The organism is Leifsonia naganoensis, from assembly GCF_013410615.1.
Classification (GTDB): domain Bacteria; phylum Actinomycetota; class Actinomycetes; order Actinomycetales; family Microbacteriaceae; genus Leifsonia; species Leifsonia aquatica.
This window is the reverse complement of sequence record NZ_JACCHJ010000001.1, coordinates 2,167,115-2,192,062: the sequence shown is the minus strand read 5'-3', so window position 1 is coordinate 2,192,062 and position 24,948 is coordinate 2,167,115. Positions and strand designations below refer to the sequence as shown.

Annotated in this window: 22 protein-coding genes; 11 read left to right on the top strand and 11 right to left on the bottom strand. The window is 71.9% G+C overall.

From position 1 onward, the window contains the following. Position 1 precedes the first annotated feature (1 nt). Positions 2-3,847 carry a beta strand repeat-containing protein gene (locus HNR14_RS10635; protein ID WP_179701018.1) on the bottom strand — a complete coding sequence of 1,282 codons (3,846 nt, stop codon included), beginning with the start codon at positions 3,845-3,847 and terminating at the stop codon, positions 2-4. Positions 3,848-4,020: 173 nt separating this feature from the next. Between HNR14_RS10635 and HNR14_RS10630 the strand changes: the two genes are divergently transcribed. From HNR14_RS10630 to HNR14_RS10605, 6 genes are read left to right on the top strand one after another with little or no spacing between them, the layout of a single operon-like run. Next, positions 4,021-4,455, top strand: a complete 435-nt coding sequence (locus HNR14_RS10630) for a DUF6916 family protein (protein ID WP_179701017.1) — start codon at positions 4,021-4,023, stop codon at positions 4,453-4,455. After that, positions 4,455-4,919 (top strand): GNAT family N-acetyltransferase, encoded by a 465-nt coding sequence (locus HNR14_RS10625; protein ID WP_179701016.1) that lies wholly within the window; start codon positions 4,455-4,457, stop codon positions 4,917-4,919. The genes HNR14_RS10630 and HNR14_RS10625 overlap by 1 nt, the downstream gene beginning before the upstream one ends. Further along, entirely contained in the window at positions 4,916-5,239 is a 324-nt protein-coding gene (locus tag HNR14_RS10620; RefSeq protein ID WP_179701015.1) for a DUF6916 family protein, read from the top strand. Before HNR14_RS10625 ends, HNR14_RS10620 begins: the two co-directional genes overlap by 4 nt. Then, positions 5,239-5,751: a phage tail protein gene (locus HNR14_RS10615; RefSeq protein WP_179701014.1), complete on the top strand. Its 513-nt coding sequence runs from the start codon at positions 5,239-5,241 to the stop codon at positions 5,749-5,751. Before HNR14_RS10620 ends, HNR14_RS10615 begins: the two co-directional genes overlap by 1 nt. 13 nt (positions 5,752-5,764) lie before the next feature. Further along, on the top strand, positions 5,765-6,262 hold the full coding sequence (locus HNR14_RS10610) for a phage tail protein (RefSeq protein WP_179701013.1): 498 nt from the start codon (positions 5,765-5,767) through the stop codon (positions 6,260-6,262). A gap of 7 nt (positions 6,263-6,269) precedes the next feature. Further along, complete coding sequence (locus tag HNR14_RS10605) at positions 6,270-6,791, top strand: phage tail protein (RefSeq protein ID WP_179701012.1); 522 nt, start codon at positions 6,270-6,272, stop codon at positions 6,789-6,791. A 73-nt stretch (positions 6,792-6,864) separates the two neighbouring features. Here HNR14_RS10605 and HNR14_RS10600 read toward each other — a convergent pair whose 3' ends face one another. Then, complete coding sequence (locus HNR14_RS10600) at positions 6,865-9,024, bottom strand: ATP-dependent Clp protease ATP-binding subunit (protein ID WP_179701011.1); 2,160 nt, start codon at positions 9,022-9,024, stop codon at positions 6,865-6,867. 131 nt (positions 9,025-9,155) lie between these two features. On the opposite strand from HNR14_RS10600, the gene HNR14_RS10595 reads away from it, so the two are divergent. Next, positions 9,156-10,346, top strand: coding sequence for an AAA family ATPase (locus tag HNR14_RS10595; RefSeq protein WP_179701010.1), 1,191 nt, complete (start codon positions 9,156-9,158; stop codon positions 10,344-10,346). Positions 10,347-10,414: 68 nt separating this feature from the next. Here the strand turns inward: HNR14_RS10595 and HNR14_RS10590 are convergent, their stop codons facing one another. Next, a complete protein-coding gene (locus HNR14_RS10590) occupies positions 10,415-10,903 on the bottom strand; it encodes a hypothetical protein (RefSeq protein ID WP_179701009.1) in 489 nt (162 codons plus the stop codon). Positions 10,904-11,035: 132 nt separating this feature from the next. Between HNR14_RS10590 and HNR14_RS10585 the strand changes: the two genes are divergently transcribed. Beyond that, a complete protein-coding gene (locus HNR14_RS10585) occupies positions 11,036-11,395 on the top strand; it encodes a hypothetical protein (protein WP_179701008.1) in 360 nt (119 codons plus the stop codon). A gap of 15 nt (positions 11,396-11,410) precedes the next feature. Here the strand turns inward: HNR14_RS10585 and ppk2 are convergent, their stop codons facing one another. Further along, positions 11,411-12,319 (bottom strand): polyphosphate kinase 2, encoded by a 909-nt coding sequence (gene ppk2, locus HNR14_RS10580; protein WP_179701007.1) that lies wholly within the window; start codon positions 12,317-12,319, stop codon positions 11,411-11,413. A gap of 85 nt (positions 12,320-12,404) precedes the next feature. Beyond that, positions 12,405-12,824 carry a MarR family winged helix-turn-helix transcriptional regulator gene (locus tag HNR14_RS10575; protein ID WP_179701006.1) on the bottom strand — a complete coding sequence of 140 codons (420 nt, stop codon included), beginning with the start codon at positions 12,822-12,824 and terminating at the stop codon, positions 12,405-12,407. Positions 12,825-12,903: 79 nt separating this feature from the next. Here HNR14_RS10575 and HNR14_RS10570 point away from each other — a divergent pair, with 79 nt between their 5' ends. After that, a complete protein-coding gene (locus HNR14_RS10570; protein ID WP_179701005.1) occupies positions 12,904-13,833 on the top strand; it encodes a quinone oxidoreductase family protein in 930 nt (309 codons plus the stop codon). Between the two features lie 122 nt (positions 13,834-13,955). Here the strand turns inward: HNR14_RS10570 and HNR14_RS10565 are convergent, their stop codons facing one another. The 4 genes from HNR14_RS10565 to HNR14_RS10550 all read right to left on the bottom strand — a co-directional run bounded on the left by HNR14_RS10565 (position 13,956) and on the right by HNR14_RS10550 (position 19,017). Beyond that, positions 13,956-14,582 carry a GNAT family N-acetyltransferase gene (locus HNR14_RS10565; RefSeq protein ID WP_179701004.1) on the bottom strand — a complete coding sequence of 209 codons (627 nt, stop codon included), beginning with the start codon at positions 14,580-14,582 and terminating at the stop codon, positions 13,956-13,958. A 134-nt stretch (positions 14,583-14,716) separates the two neighbouring features. After that, entirely contained in the window at positions 14,717-15,850 is a 1,134-nt protein-coding gene (locus tag HNR14_RS10560; RefSeq protein ID WP_179701003.1) for a class I SAM-dependent methyltransferase, read from the bottom strand. A gap of 88 nt (positions 15,851-15,938) precedes the next feature. Further along, positions 15,939-17,318: an APC family permease gene (locus HNR14_RS10555; protein ID WP_179701002.1), complete on the bottom strand. Its 1,380-nt coding sequence runs from the start codon at positions 17,316-17,318 to the stop codon at positions 15,939-15,941. A gap of 91 nt (positions 17,319-17,409) precedes the next feature. After that, positions 17,410-19,017 carry an amidohydrolase gene (locus tag HNR14_RS10550; RefSeq protein ID WP_179701001.1) on the bottom strand — a complete coding sequence of 536 codons (1,608 nt, stop codon included), beginning with the start codon at positions 19,015-19,017 and terminating at the stop codon, positions 17,410-17,412. A gap of 129 nt (positions 19,018-19,146) precedes the next feature. Here HNR14_RS10550 and HNR14_RS10545 point away from each other — a divergent pair, with 129 nt between their 5' ends. Next, positions 19,147-19,854, top strand: a complete 708-nt coding sequence (locus HNR14_RS10545; protein ID WP_179701000.1) for a TetR/AcrR family transcriptional regulator C-terminal domain-containing protein — start codon at positions 19,147-19,149, stop codon at positions 19,852-19,854. A 57-nt stretch (positions 19,855-19,911) separates the two neighbouring features. Here HNR14_RS10545 and HNR14_RS10540 read toward each other — a convergent pair whose 3' ends face one another. Beyond that, a complete protein-coding gene (locus tag HNR14_RS10540) occupies positions 19,912-22,362 on the bottom strand; it encodes a beta-glucosidase H (protein ID WP_179700999.1) in 2,451 nt (816 codons plus the stop codon). 13 nt (positions 22,363-22,375) lie between these two features. Next, positions 22,376-23,773: an MFS transporter gene (locus HNR14_RS10535; protein WP_248616270.1), complete on the bottom strand. Its 1,398-nt coding sequence runs from the start codon at positions 23,771-23,773 to the stop codon at positions 22,376-22,378. A 143-nt stretch (positions 23,774-23,916) separates the two neighbouring features. Here HNR14_RS10535 and HNR14_RS10530 point away from each other — a divergent pair, with 143 nt between their 5' ends. Next, positions 23,917-24,933: a LacI family DNA-binding transcriptional regulator gene (locus tag HNR14_RS10530; RefSeq protein WP_179700998.1), complete on the top strand. Its 1,017-nt coding sequence runs from the start codon at positions 23,917-23,919 to the stop codon at positions 24,931-24,933. Positions 24,934-24,948: the final 15 nt, after the last annotated feature.

Below are 24,948 nucleotides of genomic sequence, written 5' to 3'. Positions count from 1 at the left end.
ATCAGGCCCGCACGCGGCGCCGCACGAGCATCCCGGCGCCCAAGCCGAGCAGCGCGAGGGCGAGGAGCAGCAGCGGGGTGGCGTCGAGGCCGGTGTCGGCGAGCCCCGACCCTCCGGATCCGGACGTCGAACCGGCGCCGCGCTGCGCGGAGCCGCCGCCCGAACCGCCCGCGCCGCCGCCGTTCGCGGTCGGCAGGACGATGCCGGTGCGGAGCACGCGCTCGCTGCCGTCCGGTGCCGTGCCGAGCGCGACGAGCGTGTGCGCGCCCGCGTAGCCCGCCGGGATGACGACGGTCAGACGCGCGGTGCCCTGCGCGTCGGCGTCGACCACGCCCAGCGTGACCGGCACCGAGTACAGGCCGAACGTCACCGGCGAGTCCGGTGCGAAGCCGTCCGCGACGAGGGTGATCGTCTGCCCGGGCTGGACGCCGGAGGGCACGCCCGCGAGAGGGCCGTCCGCAGCGGGAGGCGTGAGCGGGAGGGTGTACGTCGGCGCGTCGGAGACCACGATGGTCAGCGTGCGGGTGACATCCGCGCTGCCGGGCGCGACGGCGGTGAGCGTCACGGTGGAGGTCGCGGCGGCATCCGTCGTGCTCCCCGTGATGCGGGCGGTGCCGTTCGGTCCGGCGGTGAACGTCAGGCCGGCCGGAAGCGCGCCGGTCACGGTCACGGTGGAGACCGCCGGGTAGGCAGGACTGGTCGCGATCCCGAAGTCGACGTCCACGCCGCGCGTGACGTCGAGCGCCGACGGGCCGGTGAACACGGCGGCCTCGGCGACGGTGACGGCCAGGGTCTGGGTGGTCGCCGGGGCGACGCCGTTGTCCGCGGTGACCTGGATGCTGTACTCGCCTCCGGAGCCCGCTGCGGGCGACCCGGTCAGCACGGCCGTGCCGTTGCCTGCGTCGGTGAAGTGGAGTCCCTGCGGGAGCGAGCCGGTCGCGGTCAGCGCGACCGCGGCGGGGAAGCCGCCGGCCGTGGTCACCGTGAAGGACCCGGACGTGCCCGCAGTGAACGCTGCGGAGGCCGCGCTGGTGATGGCCGGCGACTCGGCGACCGTCAGCGCGAAGGTCTGGGTCGCATCCGGCTGGTATCCGTTGGCGGCGGTGAGCGTGAACGTGTGGACTCCCGCAGAACCGGCCGGCGGGGTGCCAGTGAGCGTGCCCGTCTTGTCGCCGTTGTCGGTGAGCGTGAGCCACGCGGGGAGCCCGGAGGCCGTGAGCACGGCGTTCGGGAAGCCGGTGGTGGTCAGGGGGAAGGTGTGAGCGGCGCCATCGAGCAGGAAGGTCGTGCCGGCCGCGCTGCTGAAGGCGGGTGCCGTGCCGACGGAGAGCGCCGCATCGGCCGAGACCGAGCCCGCCGAGTTCACGAAGGTGACGCGGTACCGGTTGCCGTTGTCTCCCGCCGCGGCGGTGAACGCGTACGTGGAGGCGGTCGCTCCGGCGATCGGGGCGTACGACGCGCCGCCATCGGTCGAGACCGACCACTGCGCGGTCGGCACGGGGAAGCCGGAGGCGGCCGCGGTGAAGACCACGGGGGCGCCGACCACGACCTTCTGGTCCGTCGGCGCGGTCGTGACCGCCGGTGCCGTCCTGACCGTCAGCGCGAGGGTGCCTGCGGCGACCGGGCCGACACCGTTGGCCGCAGTGACGCCGAGGGTCGCGACGCCTCCCGAGCCGGTCGGGGTGCCGGAGATCGTGCCGGTTCCGTCGCCGTTGTCGACGAAGGCGAGGCCGTCAGGAAGAATGCCGGCCAGCGCGACCGCCGGGACCGGATAGCCGCGATCGGTGGTCACGGTGAAGCTGAAGCTCTGGCCCACCGTCGCGGTCGCGGACGAGCTGCTGGTGAGGACCGGCGCCTCCTGGACGGTCAGCGTCACGGTCTGCGTCGCCGCCGTTCCGACGCCGTTGCCGGCCGTGAGGGAGAGCGTGCGGACGCCGCCGGTCTTCGCGGCGGGAGTGCCCGCGATGGTCGCGGTGCCGTCGTGGTTGTCGGTGAAGGTCAGTCCCGACGGCAGGGTACCGGCGAGCGTGATCGGGTCCGGCGTCGGGCGCCCGGTCGTGGTCACCGTGAACGACCCGGCGGAACCCGCCGTAAAGGTGGCCGCGTTCGGGCTCGTGATCGACGACGTCTGGTTGAGGACGTAGGTGAGAGCCTGATCCACGGTGCCGCCTGCGCTGGACGCACGGACGGTCACGGGGTAGTCCTTTGCCGCGCCCGTCGGCGTGCCGGAGATGGTCGCGGTCCCGTCGCCGTTGTCGACGAAGGCGACGCCGGCGGGGAGGGAGCCGATCAGCGAGAGAGCCGGCGTGGGGTTGCCCGTGGCGGCCACCGTGAAGGTCCCGTTCGTGCCCACGACGCCGGTCGCGGTGCCTCCGGTGCTGAACACGGGCGGGGCGTAGAGCGGCACGACCAGCGTGGCAGAGGCGGCGCCCAGCGTGGCAGAGGCGGTGGCCGACCCCGGTTGCGTCACTCTGAGGGTCGAGGTGGCGACGCCGCCGGACACGGCCGTACTCGTCGGTGTGACGCTCCCGGCGGTTCCCGTCCGGGCGAACGCGACGCTCGCGCCATCGAACGCGGTCAGGTCCGACGGCGCGACGGACGCACCGCCCGAGTCGGCGCGCAGGCTGGCGGTGAGCGTCGTGGTGCTCTGTGGGGCGACGAGCGCCGCCGGCGACGCGGTGAGCACGAGGGTCAGATACGGGGTGGCCGTGACCGTCCCCGAGACGGTGTCGCAGCCGCTCGCCGCCGGGGCGCCGCCGCATCCCCACCAGTTGCGGGCGAAGTCGGCCGTGCCGCCGGACTGCTTCACGGCCGGAGCGGAGTTCCCCGCGATCCGGTTGTACCGGGCCGAAAGCGTGCCGGCCGTCACGGCGATCGCGGATCCGGCGTTGGCGGGATTCGTGTTCGCCGTGAAGCTGGATGCGGTCACCGAGAGAGACCCGCCGTCGAGCCAGAGCCCCCCGCCCGTGAAGGAGGCGCCACCGACCGGCGCATTCCCCGCAAAGGTGCTCGAGGAGATCGACATCGTGGCGCCGCCGTGCGGATCGCTGACGGCGACCGCCGCGCCCCCGTTCACCCCGGACGCCGTCGCCGTATTGTTCGCGAACGTACTGCCCTGGATGCTCAGCTTCTCGCCCGAGGTCGCACCGGTCGCCTGGTAGTACAGCGCGCCGCCCGAGGCGATGCCGGAGGAGTTGGCGCTGAAACTCGTGGACCGCACGTCCAGCGAGCCCCCGATGAACTGGACGGCACCGCCCGGGTTGGCCGTCGACCCGGCCGATGTGGTGTTCGCCGAGTTCCCGGTGAAGCTCGAGGCTGTGATCGTCAGCGAGTCGGCGGCCGCGGCGTTGCCCGAACCGCCGATGATCGCGCCGCCGCCGTAGACGTTGTCCACGCCGCCGCGCAGGGTGACCTTGTCGATCGTGACCGCGATTCCGCCGACCTGCATCGGGTCGAGGCTGAGCACCTGTTCCGTGCCCGAGCCCACCAGAACCGTGCCGACCGTCGACGACCCCTGGATCGTGATGTCCGTTCCCGCCCGGCTTCCCACGTCGACCGCGCCGTTCGCGAGGGTGAAGGTACCGACCGGGAGGGTGACGATGGTCGCTCCACCGAGGTTGGAGGCGACGCAGAGCGCGGCGCGCAGCGTGACCGGGCTGCCGGGGTCGGTGACCGACGGCGTCGTGCACGCGTTGTTCACGTCGGCGTCCGCGGTGGTCCCGACCGCGATCGTCTGCGGGGCCGCCTGGGCCGGGGCGGCGATGCCGACGCCGAGGAGCGAAGCGAGCAGGGCCGCGACGGCTGCGGCGGCGGTGAGCGAGAGTCGGCGAGCAAGCGGGCGATGCATCGGTGATGGGCTCCTCGCCGGCTCGGGAAATCAGGCTTTCTCGATGCTAGTGGTCGCCACATACCGAGCGTTGTCCCCTCTGTAAGGGCCAGAGACGCCGAACGGGGATGCCCTAAGCTCGCATCCAGGCTGCGCGCCTCCCGACCGGCGCCCAGCACCCAGAGAGGACAACCGTGCCCGAGGTGTCGCGCCGCGCCGTGATGGCCACCGCCCTGAGCGGGATCGGCCTCGCCGCGCTGGCCCCCGCCGCTCCGGCCCTCGCCCGCACCGCGGTCGGCGCCGGCGTCTCCGGAGCTTCGGCCTCCACCTCCGGTCTCGCGGAGCCCGTCCGCTCGCTCTTCACCCCCGCCATCGGCCGCGCCTTCACGGCCGTCGACGGCGAGCGCAGCCTCCACCTCGTCCTCACCGCCGTCGAGGATCTGGCGGCGGATGCGGCGGGCGACGAACACCGCTTCCTGCTGCTCTTCACGGCTGACGGCTACTCCGCCGCGGACGGGATCTTCACCCTCAGCCGCGCGGGCGCTCCCGACGTGGCACTCTTCATCAGCCCGATCGGGCGTGGCGGCCTGACCCGCACGCTGCAGGCCGTCGTCAACCGGACGGCGTGATGGCACTGCTCACGGCCGGAGTGCGCGCGGCGACGCCCGCCGACGACGCGTTCCTGCGGCGGGTGTTCCTCGACAGCCGCCGCTCCGAGTTCGCGGGCCTGCCGGCCGACCAGATCGATCCCCTGCTCGCCCTGCAGTATCGGGCGCACGCCGCCGACCGCCGCGCCCGGCACCCGCACGCGGAGACCGCGATCATCCTCGCCGACGACGAGCGGGTGGGCTCGGTGACAGTCGACCGCGACGGCGGCCGGATGCACCTGGTCGACATCGCCGTGCTCTCCTCCCACCGCGGTCGCGGTATCGCCTCCGAGATCCTCGGCGAGCTCGTCCGCACGACGGAGCACGCGACGCTCACCGTCTGGGGCCTCAACACCGGGGCCCGCCGCCTGTACGAGCGCTTCGGCTTCCAGGTGGTCTCCGAGCAGTTCGGCTACCTCCTGATGGCGACGGAGGTCGACGGATGACCGCGACGCACGCGGACTGGGCAGCGGTCGCCGGAAGCGAAGTGCGGGCGACGGCGCCCGACGGCACCGCGTACTCACTGCAGCTCGTCGACGTCTCCTCCGCCCGCGTCGAGAACGGCTGGGTGGCGTACACGCTCCGCTTCGAGAGCGCGGCCGACCTGCCCGTGGAGCAGCAGACCTACGAGCTCGTCGTCGGGTCGATCGCCGATCCCGTCTTCCTCGTCCCGACCGGTCGCGTCGCCGACGGGCTCGCGCTCGAGGCGGTCTTCGCCCAGGCGGAGCCGGCCCCGCGGATTTCCACGTCGCAGAAGGAGAACTGATGGCCAACTCGTACGTCGGAGAGATCCGCATGTTCGCCGGCACCTTCGAGCCGGCCGGGTGGATGTTCTGCCGCGGCCAGCTCATCTCGATCGCCGACTACGAGACGCTGTTCAACCTGCTCGGTACGACATACGGCGGCGACGGTCAGTCGACCTTCGGGCTCCCGGACCTCGGCGCCCGCTTCCCCGTCCATCAGGGGACCTCGTCCTCCGGACGGCAGTTCACGCTCGGCCAGATGAGTGGGGCGGACCAGGTGACCGTGAACGTCCCGCAGCTACCCGTCCACACGCACGCTCCCACCGCGGCGGCGGCCCCGACCACCGCGAGCGCGTCCGGCGCCGTCCTCGCGGGATGGGCCGATGCGCCGTTCACCTCGGCGACTCCGTCGACGGCGCTCGCCCTGCAGCAGCTGGCCCCGACCGGCGGCTCGCAGCCTCACGAGAATCGGCAGCCGTACGTCACCGTGAGCTTCATCATCAGCCTCTTCGGCATCTACCCGTCCCCGTCCTGAGCAGGAGAACCCGATGGCCGAACCCTTCCTCGGCGAGATCCGCCTCGCCGCATTCAACTTCCCGCCCAAGGGGTGGGCGTTCTGCAACGGCCAGACTCTGCCGATCAATCAGAACCAGCCGCTCTTCAGCCTCCTCGGCACCACGTATGGCGGTAACGGCCAGACGACGTTCCAGCTGCCGAATCTGCAGGGACGGGTCCCGGTCGGTTTCGGTCGCACCTACGCGCTCGGGCAGCAGCCAGGCGAAGAGGCCCACGTGCTCACCGTCAACGAGCTGCCGTCGCACTCCCACGCCGCTTCCGTCGCTTCATCGGCAACGGTGACGACTCCGACGGGCACGTCCTATCTGGCGCAGCCGGGCAAGGCGGCCTACGCGGCGAGCGGGACCACGACCATGTCCACCGGTTCCGTCGCATCGGTCGGGCAGTCCCAGCCGCACGAGAACATGGCGCCGTACACCGTGGTGTCGTACATCATCGCCCTGACGGGCATCTTCCCCTCCCGGAACTGAGGCCAGCATGTCCAATCCCTTCGTCGGCGAGATCCGTCTCGTCGGGTTCAACTTCGCTCCGGCCGGCTGGGCGTTCTGCCAGGGCCAGCTCCTCTCGATCGCGCAGAACACCGCCCTGTTCTCGGTCCTGGGCACTTACTACGGCGGCGACGGCCGCTCGACGTTCGCGCTGCCGGACCTCCAGGACGCCACCGTGATGGGTACGGATCAGTCGGGCGTGTTCCCGTACGTCGGGGAGTCGGGGGGAGCGGCCTCCGTCACTCTGACGCAGACCCAGATCCCGTCGCACACGCACGGCGTGCTCGCCTCCCCCACGCCGGGGACGACGAGCGACCCGAACAACGCGTCGTTCGCCATCCCCCGCGTGGGCCGTGTGACGGAGGCGGCGTACGGCACGGCGGGTTCGGTGCCGCTGGCGCCCAACGCGTTCGCGGTGACCGGTGGCAACCAGCCGCACAACAACATGCAGCCGTCTCTCGCCCTGAACTACATCATCGCCCTGCAGGGCGTCTACCCGCCGCGGTCGTAGCACAGGCGCGACACGACAAAGGAGGGGCACACGGCCGATGCCGTGCGCCCCTCCTTTCGTCGTCCTGCCGGTGCTATGCCACGTCGTGCGCCGCCGCGACCGTGAGCCGGTCGCCCTCGGGAGCGAGGTCCACGCGCACCAGGTCGCCGTCGCGGATCTCTCCGGCCAGTAACGCCGTCGCGAGCCGGTCGTCGATCTCCCGCTGCATCAGCCGGCGCAGCGGCCGGGCCCCGTAGATCGGGTCGAAGCCGCGCTCGGCCAGCCAGGCCCGGGCGTCCGGTGTGACCGCCAGCTCCAGTCGACGCTCCGTCAGCCGCTTGACCAGGCGGTCGATGTTGAGCTCGACGATCTCGCCCAGCTCGTCCTTGCTCAGCGTCGAGAACACCACGATGTCGTCGAGACGGTTCACGAACTCCGGCTTGAACGCCTGGCGGACCTGCTGCAGCACCGCCTCCTCGCGCTCCGTCTCGCTCAACGTCGGGTCGACCAGATACTGGCTGCCGAGGTTGGACGTGAGGATGAGGATCGTGTTGCGGAAGTCGACCGTGCGGCCCTGACCGTCGGTGAGGCGACCGTCGTCGAGCACCTGCAGGAGGATGTCGAACACCTCCGGGTGCGCCTTCTCGACCTCGTCGAGCAGGATGACCGAGTACGGCCGGCGGCGGACCGCCTCCGTGAGCTGACCGCCCTGCTCGTAGCCGACGTAGCCGGGAGGCGCGCCGACCAGCCGCGAGACGGCGAACTTCTCGCTGTACTCGCTCATGTCGATGCGGATCATGGCCTTCTCGTCGTCGAACAGGAACGCGGCGAGCGCCTTGGCCAGCTCGGTCTTGCCGACGCCGGTCGGGCCGAGGAACAGGAACGACCCGGTCGGCCGGTCGGGGTCGGAGATGCCGGCCCGCGTGCGGCGCACCGCGTCGGCCACCGCTCGCACGGCCGTCTTCTGGCCGATGATGCGCCGGCCGAGCTCGGACTCCAGGTGGAGCAGCTTCTCGGTCTCGCCCTGGGTGAGGCGGTCGACGGGGATGCCCGTCCACGCCGCAACCACGGCCGCGATGTCGTCGGCCGTGACCTGCTCGTTCACCATGCGCGGGTGGTCGTGCTCAGCCTGCTCGGCCTCCGCCAGCTCGCGCTCGATGCTCGGGATCGTCTCGTACTCGATGCGCGAGGCCTCCTGGTAGCGACCGTCGCGCAGGGCGACGTCGCGGCTGGTCTTGGCCTCGTCGAGCTGCGAGCGCAGTGCGCCGACCCGGTTGAGCGCGGCCTTCTCGGCGCGCCACCGGCCCTGCAGCTCCTCGAGCTCGGCCTCCTGCACCCGCAGGCGCTCCTGGAGCGCGGCGAGGCGCTCCTTGCTGGCCTCGTCCTTCTCCTTCTTGAGGGCGAACTCCTCCAGCTTCATCCGCTCGACGACGCGCTGGAGCGTGTCGATCTCGACCGGGGCCGAGTCGATCTCCATCTTGAGCCGGGAGGCCGCCTCGTCGATGAGGTCGATCGCCTTGTCGGGCAGCTGCCGTGCGGTGATGTAGCGGTTGGAGAGGGAGGCCGCGGCGACCAGCGCCGAGTCCTCGATGGTGACGCCGTGGTGCGCCTCGTAACGCCCCTTCAGCCCGCGCAGGATGGCGACCGTGTCCTCCACGCTCGGCTCGCCCACGTAGACCTGCTGGAACCGGCGCTCGAGCGCGGCGTCCTTCTCGATGAACTCGCGGTACTCGTCGAGCGTGGTCGCGCCGATGAGCCGCAGCTCGCCGCGCGCCAGCATCGGCTTGAGCATGTTGGACGCCGCGACGGAGCCCTCGCCACCGCCCGCGCCCATGAGGATGTGGAGCTCGTCGACGAAGGTGATGATCTCGCCCTCGGCGTCGTTGATCTCTTTGAGGACGGCCTTCAGCCGCTCCTCGAACTGGCCGCGGTACATCGCGCCGGCGACCAGCGCCGACAGGTCGAGCGAGACCAGCTGCTTGCCCTTGAGCGAGTCGGCCACGTCGCCCGCGACGATGCGCTGGGCCAGGCCCTCGACCACGGCGGTCTTGCCGACGCCGGGCTCGCCGATGAGCACGGGGTTGTTCTTGGTGCGCCGGGTCAGCACCTGGCTGACGCGGCGGATCTCGGCGTCCCGCCCGATGACCGGGTCGAGCTTGCCGCTCTTGGCGATCTCCGTGAGGTTGACGCCGTACTGCTCCAGCGCGCTCTTGGACTCCTCCTGGGTGGAGGGCGCGCCCTGCATGTTCGCCATTCGTGTCCTTTCCCGAGTGGTGGCAAAGTTGAGTCTACTTAGCTCAACTTTCATTGGCCAGGGGGTATTCCGTTTTTGCGCGGACGAAATCGCGCTCTCGCGGCATCGGTGGTCGCCCGTACGATCCTCACGTGATCACCACCGTCGCCGTCGCCGGCTACCGCTCGCTGCGCGACCTCGTGCTGCCGCTCGACCATCTCACGGTCGTGACCGGCGCGAACGGGGTCGGCAAGTCGTCCCTCTACCGGTCGCTGCGGCTGCTCGCCGGCTGCGGTCGCGACGAGGTCGTCGTCGCGCTGGCGCGGGAGGGCGGACTCGACTCGACGCTCTGGGCCGGTCCCGAGCAGATCGGCCGCGCGGTGCGGGAGGGCCGCGCGCCGGTGCAGGGCACGGTGCGCAGCGGCCCCATCTCGCTCCGACTCGGCGTGCAGCTCGACGACGACGGCGACGGACTCGGCTACGCGCTCGACCTCGGGCTGCCCAACACGCGCAAGTCGGCTTTCGGGCGCGACCCGGAGCTCAAGGCGGAGACGCTCTGGACGGGCAGCGGCCCCCGACCGTCGAGCGTCGCCGCCGAGCGTCGCGGCGGTCACGTGCGGCTGCGCGACGACGACGGCGCCTGGACCGAACTCGGCCGCTCCCTCCGGCCGTTCGAGAGCCTGCTCACCGAGGTCGTGGATCCCATGCGCGCGCCCGAAGTCCTTCGGATGCGCGAGAACCTGCGGTCGTGGCGGTTCTACGACCACTTCCGCACCGACGCGACCGCACCCTCCCGCCTCCCGCAGCTCGGCACCCGCACCCCCGTGCTCGCGGCGGACGGCGCCGACGTCGCGGCCGCCGTGCAGACCATCCGCGAACTCGGCGGCGGGGATGCGTTCGACGCCGCGATCGTGGACGCCTTCCCCGGCAGCCGGGTGGAGGTCGTCGTCGACGGCACGCAGTTCACGCTGGCCGTGCACCAGCACGGGCTGCTGCGTCCACTCGCCGGGCCCGAGCTCTCCGACGGCACGCTGCGGTACCTGCTCTGGGCCACCGCGCTGCTGTCGCCGCGACCCCCGCAGCTGCTCGTGGTCAACGAGCCGGAGACGAGCCTGCACCCCGACCTCCTGCCGGCGCTCGGCTCCCTCATCGTCGCGGCCTCGGCGAACGCGCAGACCCTCGTCGTGACCCACTCGCAGGTGCTGCTCGACGCGATCGAGGCCGCAGCCGCCGACCGCGACGGTGTGCGCCGCGTCGAGCTCGAGAAGCGCTTCGGCGAGACGGTGGTGCTGGGCCAGGAGGGCCTGCTCGACCGGCCGTCCTGGCACTGGCCGAGCCGGTGACGCACGACGCCCCGGTCACCGCGGTCTCCCGCGGCGCCGGGGCGTCGGATGTGCGATCGATCAGAGGGTCAGGCGCAGACCTTGCCGACCTCGGTGAAGGACTCGGTGATCGCGGTCGCCTTCGCGCCGACAGAGCTGGCGTCGATGGAGGCCGGGTTCTGCACGGCGTCGTGGAGGAAGGTCGCGTAGTCGTCGATGGCGGCGGCGGCCTTGTCGACCGGAGCCTTGACCTCGGGGTTGCCGACCTTGTCCTTGATGGACGTCATGGTGTCGTTCATCTGATCGAAGAGGGCGAGCGCCTTCTGCGGGTCGGACATGGCGGCGCTGGCCTCGCTCTGCATGCTCTGCAGCTTCTCCAGACCCGACTTGACGACGGCGCAGGCATCGGCCTTGGACTGGTCGGTCGAGGCCTTCGCGGCGGCGGACGGCTTCGACGACGCGGACGAGGACGACGACGAGTCGCCCGACCCTCCGGCCGAACAACCGGTGACGGCGGCGGTGACAGTGGCGATGGTGACGGCGGCGAGCGCGAGACGCGCTCCGAAAGTCTTCTTCATTGTTCCCCTGTGTTGGAGCGGCGCGGCGGCCGCATCGTTCCCCCTGCGGTTGAGAGGCCGCTGGCCACGATAGCAAACCCATAGGAACGGCAATGCGGCGCGTACGCCTCCCGCGCTTGTACGCTGACGATGATGATCGACCCGATGGACCTCCACATCGTCCTCATGGACAGCGCCTCGGCGGCTGCCCTGGCGCAGATCCTGCCCCTCCTGCTGCTGACCCTCATGGTCGAGTTCCGCCGGGTGGAGCTGCACCACCGCGGCCGGGTGCGGGTGACGCGCCTGCTGCTGGGCGTGTTCTTCCTGGTGTTCGGCTTCATCGAGACGGTGCTGGTGCTGTCGATCGACGGGTCGTTCATCCCGTTCCAGTGGAGCGACCTGGCCGCCGCGCTGGTGATCTTCGGCCTGCTCGCGCTGCTCTTCTGGCTGTCGATGCTCGACAGCCCGAGCCGCCGCAGGGGACGCGCCACGCAGGACGAGGACTTCGACTAGCGCGGAGTCCGTGCCCTACTCGTCGGCGTCGAGCCGCTTGCCCCGCATGACGATCAGCGGATCGGGACGCTTCACGACCGACGTGTCCTTGCCGTCGTAGTCGAACTGGCTCAGGAAGTAGCGCATCGCGTTCACCCGGGCGCGCTTCTTGTCGTTGGACCGCACGATCGTCCAGGGAGCGTGCCGCTTGTCCGTGCGGCGGAACATCTCCTCCTTGGCGGCCGTGTACTCGTCCCACCGGTCGAGGGAGGCGATGTCCATCGGCGACAGCTTCCACCGGCGCACCGGGTCGAGCTGCCGCATGGCGAACCGCGTGCGCTGCTCGGTGCGCGACACGGAGAACCAGAACTTGGTGAGGTGGATGCCCGAGTCGACGAGCATCTTCTCGAACGCGGGCGCCTGCGCCATGAAGGTCTCGTACTCCTCGTCGGTGCAGAAGCCCATGACCCGCTCGACGTTCGCCCGGTTGTACCAGGAGCGGTCGAACATGACGATCTCGCCGGCGGTCGGGAGGTGCTGCACGTAGCGCTGGAAGTACCACTGGCCGCGCTCCCGGTCGCTCGGCTTCGACAGGGCCACGACCCGGGAGGTCCGGGGATTGAGGTGCTCGGTGAACCGCTTGATCGTGCCGCCCTTGCCCGCCGCGTCCCGGCCCTCGAAGACGATGACGGCCCGGCGGTCGTTGTCCTCCAGCCAGTACTGGAACTTCAGCAGCTCCACCTGCAGCTGGTACTTCTCGAGCTCGTACTGCTCGCGCGTCATCCGCTCGGAGTAGGGATACCCCTCCTGCCAGGTGTAGACCGGGTTGCCCTCCGGGTCGATCAGGTCGGGGTCGGGGGTGTGCCCGCCCTGCACGGTGTACCCGGTCGCGCGCAGGTGCTCGATGTACTCGCGCAGGTCGGTCGCAGTGTTGTCGTCGGCCATCTGTCCTCCTGGTCGCCGGTCGTCTGTGCGCGCGAGTGTACGCGGGCCAGGTGTACGCGCGGTGCCCGGGCGCGCACCGCTCACGTCAGTGCGCGGAGAGCATCCGCTCCAGCTCGCGCGTGAGCGCGGCCCGGCCGGTGCCGTCGACCGTGCTCAGGAGGGGCTGGAGGGCGCGGCCGACCTGCTCGGCGCCGTCGCGCGCGAGGGCGAGGCCGTCGGCGGTGGCCTCGACCTCCACCGCCCGGGCGTCGTCCGCGCTCGGCACGCGCCGGACCAGGCCGCGGCGCTCAGCGCGCTCGATCAGGCCGGAGACCGTGGACTTGTCGAGGCCGAGCAACGCCGCGAGCTGCGCCATGCGCGGGCGGCGGTCGCGCAGCACGCCGAGCATCCGGAGCTGGGTGAGGGAGAGGTCGCGCTCGGCGGCCACACGGGTGAGCACGCCCGTGACGACGAACGAGGTCTGCACAAGAGCGTCCACGAGCGCGTCCTCGGGGGTGTCGGTCATGATCCGAGCGTACTTGACAAAGGTTGGTATTACCAACCATCATTGAATAGTTCGCAATACCAACCAACTTGGAGGAGCCATGCGCGCAGCAGTCGTCACATCGTTCGACACGGTGCCGGAGTACGGCGAGTGGCCCGACCCGATCGCGGGCGACGACACGCTCGTCGTCGACGTGGTCGCCGCCGCCCTCCACCCGCGCGTACGCTCGCAGGCCGACGGCAGCCACTACACGAGCACCGGCGACCTCCCGCTCGTGCCGGGCATCGACGCCGTCGTCCGCGACGCCGACGGCCACCTGCGGTACGCGCTCGTGCACGAGAGCGAGCTGGGCACCTTCGCGGAGCGCACCGTCGTGCCCCGGAACGCGACCGTCCCGCTCCCCGACGGGATCGACACGGTGCGCGTCGCCGCCGCCATGAACCCGGTGATGTCGTCGTGGGTGGCGCTGCGCCGTCGGACCACCCTCCGGCCGGGCGCGCGCGTCCTCGTGCTCGGCGCGACCGGGAACGCCGGCCGCCTCGCTCTGCAGGTCGCTCGCAAGCTCGGGGCCTCCGAGGTGGTCGCGGCCGGACGCGACCGCGACCGCACGGCAGCGCTGCTGGGACTCGGCGCGGATCGCGCGCTCGGGTTCGACGAGCTGTCGCAGGCGGCGGACGTCGACGTGGTGCTCGACTACATCTGGGGCGCCCCCACCGCGCAGGCGATGGCCGACATCGTGACCGCCCGCTCCGACCGCGGCGCGCCGCTGACCTGGATCGAGATCGGGTCGGTCGCAGGCTCCACGGCCAGCATCCCGTCGGCCGCGTTCCGCGCCGCGCGGCTCGATCTGGTCGGAAGCGGGATCGGCTCCGTCTCGCCCGAGGAGTTCGGCGCCGAACTGCCCGCCATCGCCGAGGCCGTCTCGCGGGGCGAGTTCGACATCGACGTGCGGGCGGTCCCGCTCAGCGACGTCGCCTCCGTGTGGCGCGACGACCCGGGAGCGACCGAGCGCGTGGTCTTCGTCCCCTGAGCCGGCGACTGCGTCCTCCCGGTACGTCTGCCGCGGCGCGACCCGGCGCAGACGTACCGCGGGACCGCAGTCGCGCCCGCAGTGGTCGGCGGAGCCCGGCCGGGAGTCCGTCTGGGTCATCGCTACTGGGGAAACCGTCGCCGATCGCCGATCCGGCCACTGAATCCGGCGATCGGTTCGGGATGCTCCGCCCGCGCCAGCAGCCAGGTCGTGTGCGAGGCCGTCCCGCCCGCGAGCCGGAAACCGAGCCGCCCGGCCAGTCGCGCCGACCGCACGTTGGTGCGGTCGACCACGGCGGTCACGATCACGGCCCCCAGCCTCCCGAACGCCAGATCGAGCGCCGCCTCCGCCGCCTCCGTGGCGTAGCCCTGCCCGCAGCGATCCGACCGCTGCAGCCAGCCGATCTCGACGCTCCGCGTCTCCACCGCGAGGGTGCGCAGGTGCAGGGAGACGTCGCCGATCACGTGATCGTCGAGCTCCACGGCGAGCGCGAGGAAGTCGCCGGCCTGGCTGAGCGCGGTGTGACGCATGCGCGCCCGGAAGTGGTCGAGCGCCTGCCGCTCGGTGCGCTCCGGCCAGCCGAGCCCCGAGCGCACACCGTCGTCTGCCTCGATCGCGAGCCAGTCGGCGGTATCCCGAGCCCGGTACGGACGCAGCAGCAGGCGGTCGGTGCCGAGCACCGGTGCGACCAGCGGCTCGTCGAGGGCGGGGCCGCGCAGCACGCGCGGCCGGTGAATCGCCAGTGCCATCTCGTTCCCGTCCTGTCCCGCTCCCCGGTCTCAGGTCGAGGCTATGACCGCGCGCGTAGCAATCGGCTGCCAGGTCGGCGCGTGCGGTGTGAAGGCTCGAAGCCAGCCATAGGCGGCACGCAGCGGCATGCAGACTACGGCCGGCGGGACGCCGTGACCGTGAACTTGGCGTTGCGCGCGATCTGCCGGGTCGGTCCGACGACCCGCTCGAGGGCCGCCCGGTAGCCGAGGTGGGAGTTCCACACGGTCCACAGCTCGCCGCCGGGGGCGAGCACGCGGGCGGCGTCGGCGAACATCCGGTGGGCCACGCCCGTGTGCACGGCTCCGCCGATGTGGAACGGCGGGTTCAGCACCACGAGCTCGGCCGAGGCGTCCGGCTGGGAGGCGAGGCCGTCATCCCGGACGACGGTCACCCGCTCTGCGACGTGGTTCGCGACAGCGGTCGCGCGTGCCGAGGCGACGGCGGCGGCCGACTGATCCGTCGCGACGACCCGCAGGCCGGGGCGTGCGGAGGCGAGGGCGGAGGCGAGCACGCCCGTCCCGCAGCCGAGGTCGATGGCCGTGCGCGCCTCCGGGACCGCCTGCGACAGCACGGTCAGCAGGAAACGCGTACCGATGTCGACGGACGCGCCCGCGAAGGCCGCCCCGTGCGCGCAGACCCAGAGGCCGGTCGCCTCGTCGAACGCGCGCTCCGGCCAGCGGTCGAGCACGGTCGCGGCGGCGGGATGCGGTTCCGTCGCGGTCAGGACGCGGGCCTTCTGCCGCGCGAGCGACACCTGCACCGAGCCGAACACCTCGCCGAGCACGCCGTTCATCGCGACGCTCATGTGCTTGAGCATCCCTCCGGCGAACACCTGCACCTCGGGCCGGGCGTGCTCGGCGATGAGGGCCGCGATCTCGGCGAGCGCCTCCAGGCTCCGCGGCAGCCGCAGCAGCACCGTGGTCGCACCGCGGACGAGGGACTCGTCGAGCGGGTGGTGGGTGAAGACGCCGTCTCCCGGGAGGCCGAGGGTGCTGCCGAGGTCGGCCGCGTTGGCGTCGAGGGCGCGTTCGCCGGTCAGCGGATCCTGGTGCACGCGGATGCCGCGCGCGCCGCGCTCGGCCGCGGCCAGGGTGAGCGCGCCGTAGGCGTCGCCGATCACGACGAGCCCCGGCTGGAGCACCGCGTCGCCGGCCGTATCGGCGAGGAGCCGGTCCGCCGCATCGGCGGCGAACAGGTTCGGCGCCTCCACATCGGGCCGGCGGCGCAGCTGCTCGTACGGGAACATGCCTCCCAGTCAAGCAGACCGGCTACCGGCCTGGACCACAGGGGGTGCAGGCCGATGCGGGAGTTGCGCGGCAGCAGGGCCGGCCGGGTCAGGCCTCCGCGGCCACGGCCTCCTTCTCGGAGAAGTCCATCATCGGGGGCTTACGGCGGAAGCCGCGGGTCAGCACGGCGAGGTAGATCACGCCGAGCGCGACCCACGAGAGGCCGACGATGAAGGTGGTGACGGTCAGCGACGTCCAGAGCCAGACGGTGAGCAGGAAGCCGATCGCCGGGAGCAGGCCGTACCGGATCCACTCGCCCGCCGACGGCTTCTCGCGGCCGCCCTTCGGGAACAGGTGGTGCCGGATGACGGAGAGGTTCACCATCGAGAAGGCGGCGAGCGCACCGAACGAGATCATCGTGGCGGCGACGTCGAGCGTGAGCACGAGCGACAGCAGCGAGACGATCGACACGGCGATCGCGGCGACCCAGGGGGTGTGGAAGCGCGCGTGCAGCTTTCCGAAGATCCCGGGCAGCACCTTGTCGCGGCCCATCGAGTAGATGATGCGCGAGACGCTGACCTGGGTCGTCATCCCGGAGCCGAACGCGCCGACGACGTACACGGCGACGAAGAAGGAGGTCAGGAAGGTGCCGCCGACCTTCGCCATCAGGTCGACGCCCGCCGAGTCGACGTTGGCGAAGTCGCGCCAGTCGGGGAAGACGAGGGCGCCCAGCCACGAGACGACGATGAAGATCGCGCCGCCGATGAGCGTGGTGAGCATGATGGCGCGCGGGATGTCGCGCTTCGGGTTCTTGGCCTCCTCCGACAGCGTCGACACCGCGTCGAAGCCGAGGAACGAGAGGGCGAGCACCGCGGCGCCCGCGAACACCGGGCCGAGTCCGCCGGAGCCGGGGAGGAACGGCTCGATGAGGCTCGGGGTGTCGGCGGACGGGTTGGTGGCGAGCTCCTTGATCGCGAGCACGGCGAAGACGACGACGAGCAGGACCGACAGCGCGACGATGGCGACGTTGAGCTTGTTGACCAGCGTGATGCCGAGCACGTTGAACACCAGGACGAGCAGCAGCGAGGCGAGTGCGAACACCCACTGCGGCACCTCCGGGAACTGCGTGTTCAGGTACAGGCCGATGAGCAGGAAGTTGATCATCGGGAGGAAGAGGTAGTCCAGCATCAGCGTCCACCCGGTGAGGAAGCCGATATGCCCGCCGAACGTCTGCTGCGTGTAGGTGTACGCCGAGCCGGAGACCGGGAACGCCCGCGCCATCGCGCCGTAGCTGAGCGCGGTGAAGAGCATCGCGACCAGGGCCACGACGTAGGCGGACGGCAGGTGGTTGTCGGTGGACTCCGTGACGATGCCGTACGTCGTGAAGACCGTGACGGGCGCCAGGTAGGTGAGTCCGAACAGGATGAGGGCGGTCGGCCCGAGCGCCCGCTTCAGGCGGGGCTGGACGGGCAGGTCTGTCGTGGTCATGTGGTGCGGGCCTCTCTACGTCGAGTGGTGCATTCGGGTTCGTGCTGGGGAGGGGTCGGATGAGACGGAACGGGACGGGACGGGATGCGGCTCAGGCCCGGCGCACGCCGGCGACCCAGGCGCCGAGCACGCGCACGGAGCGCAGCTCGTGGGGGTCGACCGCGCGGGGATCGCGGTCGAGCCAGACCAGGTCGGGTGCGGTGCCGACGACGAGCTCGCCGCGGGCCGCCTCGCCGAAGGCCTGGCGGGTGACGCCGGAGGAGTACGCCTCCAGGGCGTCGGGCAGTGCGATGCGCTCGGCGGGGGTCCATCCCGCTTCGGGCACGCGTGCCGGGGTCTGCCGGGTGACCGCGGTGGCGATCCCGGGCCGCCAGTCGTTGTCGCTGACCGGCCAGTCGCTGCCGAAGGAGATGTGGGCGCTCTCCTGCAGCGTGCGGATGGGGTACTGGAGCTGCTCGCGCTCGGGCCCGAGGCGCGGGAGCGTGAGGTCGAGCATCATCGGGTCGAGCTGCGCCCACAGCGGCTCGAAGTTCGCGGTGACGCCGAGCGCGGCGAACCGCGGCAGATCGACCGGGTCGGCGAGCTGCACGTGCGCGATGACGGGGCGGCGGTCGCGCGGGCCGTTCGTGCGCTCGACGTGCTCGAAGACGTCGAGCGCGGTGCGGCAGGCGGCGTCGCCGATCGCGTGCAGGTGCAGCTGGAAGCCGAGGCGGTCGAAGGTCGCGGCGGCCTCGGCCAGCTGGGCGGCATCCCAGTTCGGGAGGCCGCGGTCGCCGGGGGTGTCGGTGTAGTCGGCGAGCATCGCGGCGGTGTGGTTCTCCACCACGCCGTCGACGAAGACCTTGACCGTGGCGGCGGTGAGGAGGGGGTCGCCCAGCTCCTCGACGCGGCGGCGGGCCTCCACGAATCCGGGCACCTGGTCGCGCCATCGGAACGGGTCCGCGCGCAGAGCCAGGTTCACGCGGGTGGAGAGCAGTCCGCGCTCGGCGGCGGTGAGATACGCTTCCACCTCGGCCGGCTCGACCCAGGCGTCCTGGATCCAGGCGATGCCGAGGCCCGCGTACTCGGCGGTGGCCAGGCGCAGCGCCTCCACCCGGTCCTCGTGCGAGCGGCCGGGCTCGACGGGCAGCAGCAGGTCGACCGCACCGGGCTCCTGCAGGATGCCGAGCGGGGTGCCGTCCGGGCGGCGCGGGATGCGGCCGAGCGGAGGCTCCGGGGTGTCGGCGTCGATGTGCGCGCGGCGCAGCGCCTCCGAGTTGACCCACACGGTGTGGTAGTCCCAGGCGCGCAGCACGACCGGGCGGTCGGGCACGGCCTCGTCGAGCCAGCGGGCGTCGAACATCCCCTCGGGAGCGAGGGTCGCGTCGTAGCTTCCGCCGTAGATCCACTCCTGCTCGGGATGCGCGTCCGCCCATTCCTTCACGCAGGCGACGATCTCGGCAACGCTCCCGCACGCCCGCACCTGCGGGCCGAGCTTCTCGAGGCCGCCCTGGAGGGGATGGGCGTGTCCGTCGCCGAAGGCCGGGGCCAGCACGCCGCCGGCCAGATCGACCACCTCGTCCGCGGTGCTCCGCAAGGCCAGGGCCTCGGCACCGGTCGCGACGACCGCGCCGTCGACCACCGCCGCGGCCTCCGACGCCCGCGCGTCGGCACGGTAGCCGGAGAGGATCGTCCCGTTGACGAAGACGGTCGCGCCCATCGCACCTCCGAAGTCCAGCGCCGCTAAATGAACGGCGTTCTTTTATTTCGTCAGAGACTAGGGCACGATCCCCGCGAGCGGAAGAGCAACCGGAGAATTCGTCGACGGACCGGGCGTTAGGGTGTGAACGTGCCCGAGGCTCAGAACGACACCCGGGCCGACCGGCCGGCCCGTCGCGTCGGCCGGCCAACCACCACCGTGCTCACGCGCGACCTGATCGCGGAGGCGGCGCTCCGGCTGCTCGACGAGAGCGGCTCGGAGGGCTTCACGATGGCGCGCCTCGCCCAGGCCCTGCGCGTGCGGCCCAGCGCCCTCTACAACCACGTGGACGGCAAGGAGGACGTGATCGCGGGCATCCGCGAGCTGATCAGCGACCGGATCGACGTGAGCGCCTTCGCGACCGAGCCGTGGGACCAGGCGATGCTGCACTGGGCGTACTCGTACCGCGTCGCGTTCGCCGGGCATCCCCCGACCATCGCCATGCTCGCGACGATGCCGTTGCGCGGGGCGAAGCGCACGATGCGGATGTACGACGCGGTGGTCTCCGCGATGATCGCGGCGGGCTGGCCCGCGGAGGAGGTGCTGCCGACGATCGTCGCCGTCGAGTCGTTCATCCTCGGCTCGGCCCTCGACGCGGTGGCCCCGGGCGACATGTTCGACCCGGCGGGCGCGGAGGACGAGGTGCCGGCGTTCGCCGCCGCCTACCGGGCGCGCGCCGCGGCGGTCGGGGACGCGCCTCCCGCCGACGGTGCGTTCGCGATCGGGCTGCACGCCGTGCTCGACGGTCTGCGGGCGCGCTTCGCGCAGCTCGGCGGGCCGGGCACCGCATCCATGTGACGCAACACGCCGCCTCCGCAGGTGCGGAGACGGCGTGTTGCGACGACCTGATCGGCGCTAGACGGTGAACTCCACCGGAGCGCCGAGCGCGGCGACCGAGGTGCCGGGTTGGAGGGCGTACGTGCCCGGCTCGGTGCGCCACGCGTGGTCGTCGACCGACCAGTGCTGCAGGCTGCGCGGCTCGACCGTGATCGTCGCCGTCACGGTCTCCCCCGGCTGCGCGTGCACGACGGCGTAGCCCGCGAGCCACAGGACGGGGCGCTCGACCTCCGACGCGGAGACGCGCGACAGGTAGGCCTGCACGACCTGCTTGCCCGCGCGGTCGCCCGTGTTCGTCAGCGGGATGCTGGCCGTCAGACCGTCGACGGCGGTCTCCCCGAGCTCCCACTCGGTGTAGCCGAGGCCGTGGCCGAACGGGATGGCCGGGGCCGGGCCGCCGAGCTGCTCGCGGCGCACCCACTCGCGGTAGCCGACGTTCAGCTTCTCGTCGTAGAACAGCTTGCCGTCGACGGGCTCGACCTGCCAGACCGGCACGTCGTCCTCGCTCGCCGCCCAGGTGGTGGGGATGCGGCCACCGGGCTCGCGGGTGCCGGTGAGCACGTCCGCCAGGGCGCCTCCCATCTCCTGCCCCGGGAACCAGGTGAGCAGCACCGCGGGCGCCTCGCTCAGCCACGGCATGATCACGGGGCCGCCCGAGTTGACGACCACGACGGTGCGCGGGTTGACGGCGAGCACGCGCCGGACGAGTTCGTCCTGGCCGTCCGGGAGGCTGAGGCCGGCGCGGTCGAAGCCCTCCGACTCCAGCGTCTCGGTCGTGCCCACGACGACGATGGCCGTCTCGGACTCCGCGGCGAGCGCGACCGCCCGCTCCAGCTCGGCCTCCGGATCGGCGAACGGCTCCTCGTAGCCGAAGGTGAACATGACGGCCGCGAGGCCGGCCTGCATCTGCGGGCGGTGCTCGAGCCGCAGCTCCACCGTCTGCCCGGCCGTGAGCTGCACCGGGAACGACTGCTTGGGCGGGTTGAGGAACGCCATGAACGGGTCCGTGCCGTCGGGGAAGAACAAGCCGTCGCTCTTGAGCTCGCCGTCGACCTCGAACCGGAACAGGCCGAGGCCGGCGAACCCGACCGCGTACTCGCCGTCCTCCGGGGCGGTGAAGGTCGCGGTCGCCTCGACCACGGCGGTCTCGCCCAGCACGGGGTCGCCGAGCCAGGTCAGGCGGCCGGAGAGGCGGTGCTCGTCGAGCACGACGCCGCCGTCGGCGTCCAGGAACCGCACGTGCACGCCCGGCTCGCCGGTGACGGGGTCGACCGCGACGCGGGCGTCGAGGGGGAGGACGCTCTCGGTCGACTTCGCTCCCGGCGCGAACCGCACGCGGTCGGCGCCGAACGCCTCCTCGATCCCGTCGAGCGGAGTGACGACGTGCTGCGGGAAGACGGTGGCCGAGCCGCCGCCCTGGCTGCGCGCGACCCGGGCGTGCTGCCCGATGACCGCCACCGAGCCGTCCACCGCGAGCGGCAGCAGGCCGCCCTCGTTGCGCACCAGCACCATCCCGTCGGCCGCGGCCTCGCGGAGCAGCGCGTCCACGCTCTCCTGCGGCCACGGCTCGGCGAGCGGCGTCGCGGCCTCCACGCCGTCGAGTGCACCGAGACGGCCGGCGAGGCGGAGGATGCGGCGCACCTTCTCGTCCACGTCGCTCTCGGCGACCGAGCCGGCGCGGACGGCCTCGACCAGCGCGTCGCCCCACACGCCCTGGGGGCCGGGCATCGCGAGGTCCTGCGACGAGACGGCGGCGGCGATGGTGTCGCGCACGCCCATCCAGTCGGAGACGACGACGCCGTCGAAGCTCCACTCGTCCTTCAGCGGCGAGCGCAGCAGCTCGTTCTCGGTCATGGTGACGCCGTTGACCGAGTTGTACGACGACATGACGAGCCAGGCGCCGCCCTCGACGACCATCCGCTCGAACGGGGCGAGGTACACCTCCCGCAGCGTGCGCTCGTCGACCTGCACGTCGACGGTCATGCGGTCGGTCTCGCTGTCGTTGGCGACGAAGTGCTTCGGCGTCGCACCGACCCCGCCCGACTGCACGCCCTGCACGTAGGCCGTGCCGACGACGCCGGAGAGCCACGGGTCTTCGCTGAACGCCTCGAAGTGGCGGCCGCCGCGGGGCGAGCGCTGGATGTTCACGGTCGGGCCGAGCGCGACGCCGACGCCCTTACGACGCGCCTCGGCGGCGATCAGCTGGCCCAGCCGGTAGACCCGCTCGACGTCCCACGAGGCGGCGAGTGCGGTCGGCGACGGGAGGTTGGCGGACGCGTCGCGCTCGTCCCAGACCTGGCCGCGGATGCCCGCGGGGCCATCGGAGACCACGATCGTGTCGAGCCCGATCTGCGGCTCGTCGTGCAGCGTCCAGAACGAGGCGCCGGTGAGCAGGCGCACCTTCTGCTCGAGGGAGAGGGAGCCGAGGAGGCCCGCGATGACGTCCTCGGTGGTGATGGTGTCGGTCATGGTTGCGGCGCTCCTAGCGGACGGACTTGATCGGCAGGACGGCGAAGGCGCCCAGCAGCGCGATCACGATACCGATGGGGAAGAGGGCGGTATAGGTGTTGCCGAAGGCGACGATGATCGCACCGGCGATTCCCGGGGCGAGCGTCTGCGGCAGGGTGGCGGCGATGTTCAGGACGCCGAGGTCCTTGGCGAAGTCGTCCTTCGACGGCAGCACCTCGCTCATCAGCGCGGTGTCGACGGCCTGGTACGCGCCGAAGCCGAGGCCCGAGATGAAGGAGAACAGGAACATGCCCGTGAGGGTCGGCATGATCAGCGGGAACAGCAGCGAAATCGCGAGGACGATGCCCGCAACGATGACGACCGGCTTGCGGCGCCCGAGCTTATCGGAGAGCGGTCCGCCGACGAGCGTGGTGATGATGATGCCGACCAGGCTGACGAGGCTCAGCAGCGGCATCATGGCGACCGCGCCGTCGCCCAGCCCGATGTAGGACTGGAGGATGAAGAGCTGGTAGCCGGTGACCATGAAGTAGCCGGCGTAGAGCAGGAGGCGGCCGGTGAAGCCCCAGAAGAAGTCGGGGTGCTTGCGCGGGCTGACCCAGAAGGTCTGCAGGAACGCCGCGAGGTTGAACGGCGGCTTGGGCTCGCCCTTGTTGGAGCGGTCCGGGTTGATGATGACGAAGAGCACGATCACGATGAGCGCGATGCCCGCGAACGTGAGGTAGCCGGCCGGGATCGCCTTCGCGAACTGCGCGGCCACGATCGAGCCGCCCAGCGACCCGAGCATCAGCCCGAGTCCGGAGAGCGAGGCGAAGGTGCCCCGCGCGCCGCTCGGGACGCGGTCCGGGAGGATCGCGGAGAGCGGACCCTGCGCGAAGTTGTAGCAGATCTGGACCATGACCCAGGCGATCGCCAGCTGGACGACGCCGTTGGCGGTGCTCATGAAGAGCAGCGACAGACCGCCGAGGAGCACGCCGACGACCATCCACGGAGCGCGACGCCCGAAGCGGCTGCGCGTCCGGTCGGACACCAGGCCGGCGATCGGTTGCGCGACCATCGCGGCGAACGCGCCGATCGTGGCGACGATGGCGAGCGTGCCGTTCTGCGCCTTCTCGCCGACGAGGGCCTGGATCTGCAGCGGGAGGAGGATGCCCGGCACCGCGCCCCAGATCGCGAAGATGGCGACGTTCGCGACGAGCATCGACAGCATCAGCTTGAGCAGCCTCCCGCGCACCTTCACCTTGTCGGGGCGCTGGGCCGAGGTGGCGGTCGTCGGTGCGGCGGAGAACGGGGATCCGGCTGTGGTGAGCGTCGAGCCGAGCGCGGCGCTGTCCGGCACGCCGGAGAGGTTGGAGGGGACGGTCGGCTGGACCGGGCGGGGACCTTCGGGGAGATCGTCAGACGTCGGTGTCACGGGTGGAGTCCTTTCAGGAGCAGGCGTCGTTGCGTGCTAACACGCGTAACCATAAACCACCCGCGCGGCCGAATACAAGCCATCGGTCGGTTTTTGATTACACGCGTAACCTCGCGGGGGCTCCGACCTAGACTGAACCCAGCATGTTCACACCCCAGGTCGTCAAAGCCCCGACGAGCGCCGACGTGGCTCTCGCGGCGGGGGTCTCGCGCGCGACCGTCTCGTTCGTGCTCAACGACAAGCCGAACTCGCGCGTCTCCGACGACACCCGGCATCGCGTGCTCGAGGCCGCACGGCTGCTCGGCTACACGCCGAACACCGCGGCCCGGTCGCTGGCGAGCGGGGAGGCCGTGGCCGGCCTGGTGGTCGCCGCTTCCGCCGCCGACCACGGCGCGACGGTCGAGCGCACCCTCCAGGCGCTGCTGGCGCGCACCGTCGACGACGGGACGGACGCCCTCCGGCACGCCGACGTCTCCGCCACCGGCGCCGAGGCCGCGCAACTGTGGGCGAAGCTGCGCCCGGAGGCCGTGCTCGCCGAGGCCGCGCGCTGCGACGCCGCCGCGACCGAGGTCCTGCGGCTCGCGGGCGTGCGCGCACTGATCGTGCACGGTGAGGCACCGGTCTCCTACGCGCCGACCCTCGTCATCCCCCAGCGGCCGTTCGGCCATGCCGCGGCCGAGCACCTGATCGCGCTGGGCCACCGCCGGCTCGTCTTCCTGATGCCGACCGCGGCCTCCACCATGGCCGACGAGCGGCTGGCCGGTGCGCGGGAGGCTGCCGACGCGGCGGGCGCGCGGCTCACGGTCACTCACGCCGCCAGCTCGGCCGCCACGCTCCGCGACTGGACGCGGGGGCTGCGCTACGACGAGCAGGCGCCGACCGGTGTCGTGGCCGCACACGACGGGCTCGCCATCGCCGCGATGCGCGCCCTCACCGACGCGGGACTGCGCGTCCCTGACGACCTGTCCGTCATCGGCGCCGACGACCACGCGGCGTCGGCCGACTTCATCCCGCGCCTGAGCACGGTCGCGTTCGACGCCGACGAGCTCGCCGCCGACCTCGTCGAGGCGTATGCGACCATGCGTTCGGGCGGCCGTGTCGAGCGGGTGGATGCGCCTCCCGTGCGGGTGCGGGCGCGCGAGTCGACCGCACCCGCCTGAGAGGCGCGCGTCGCG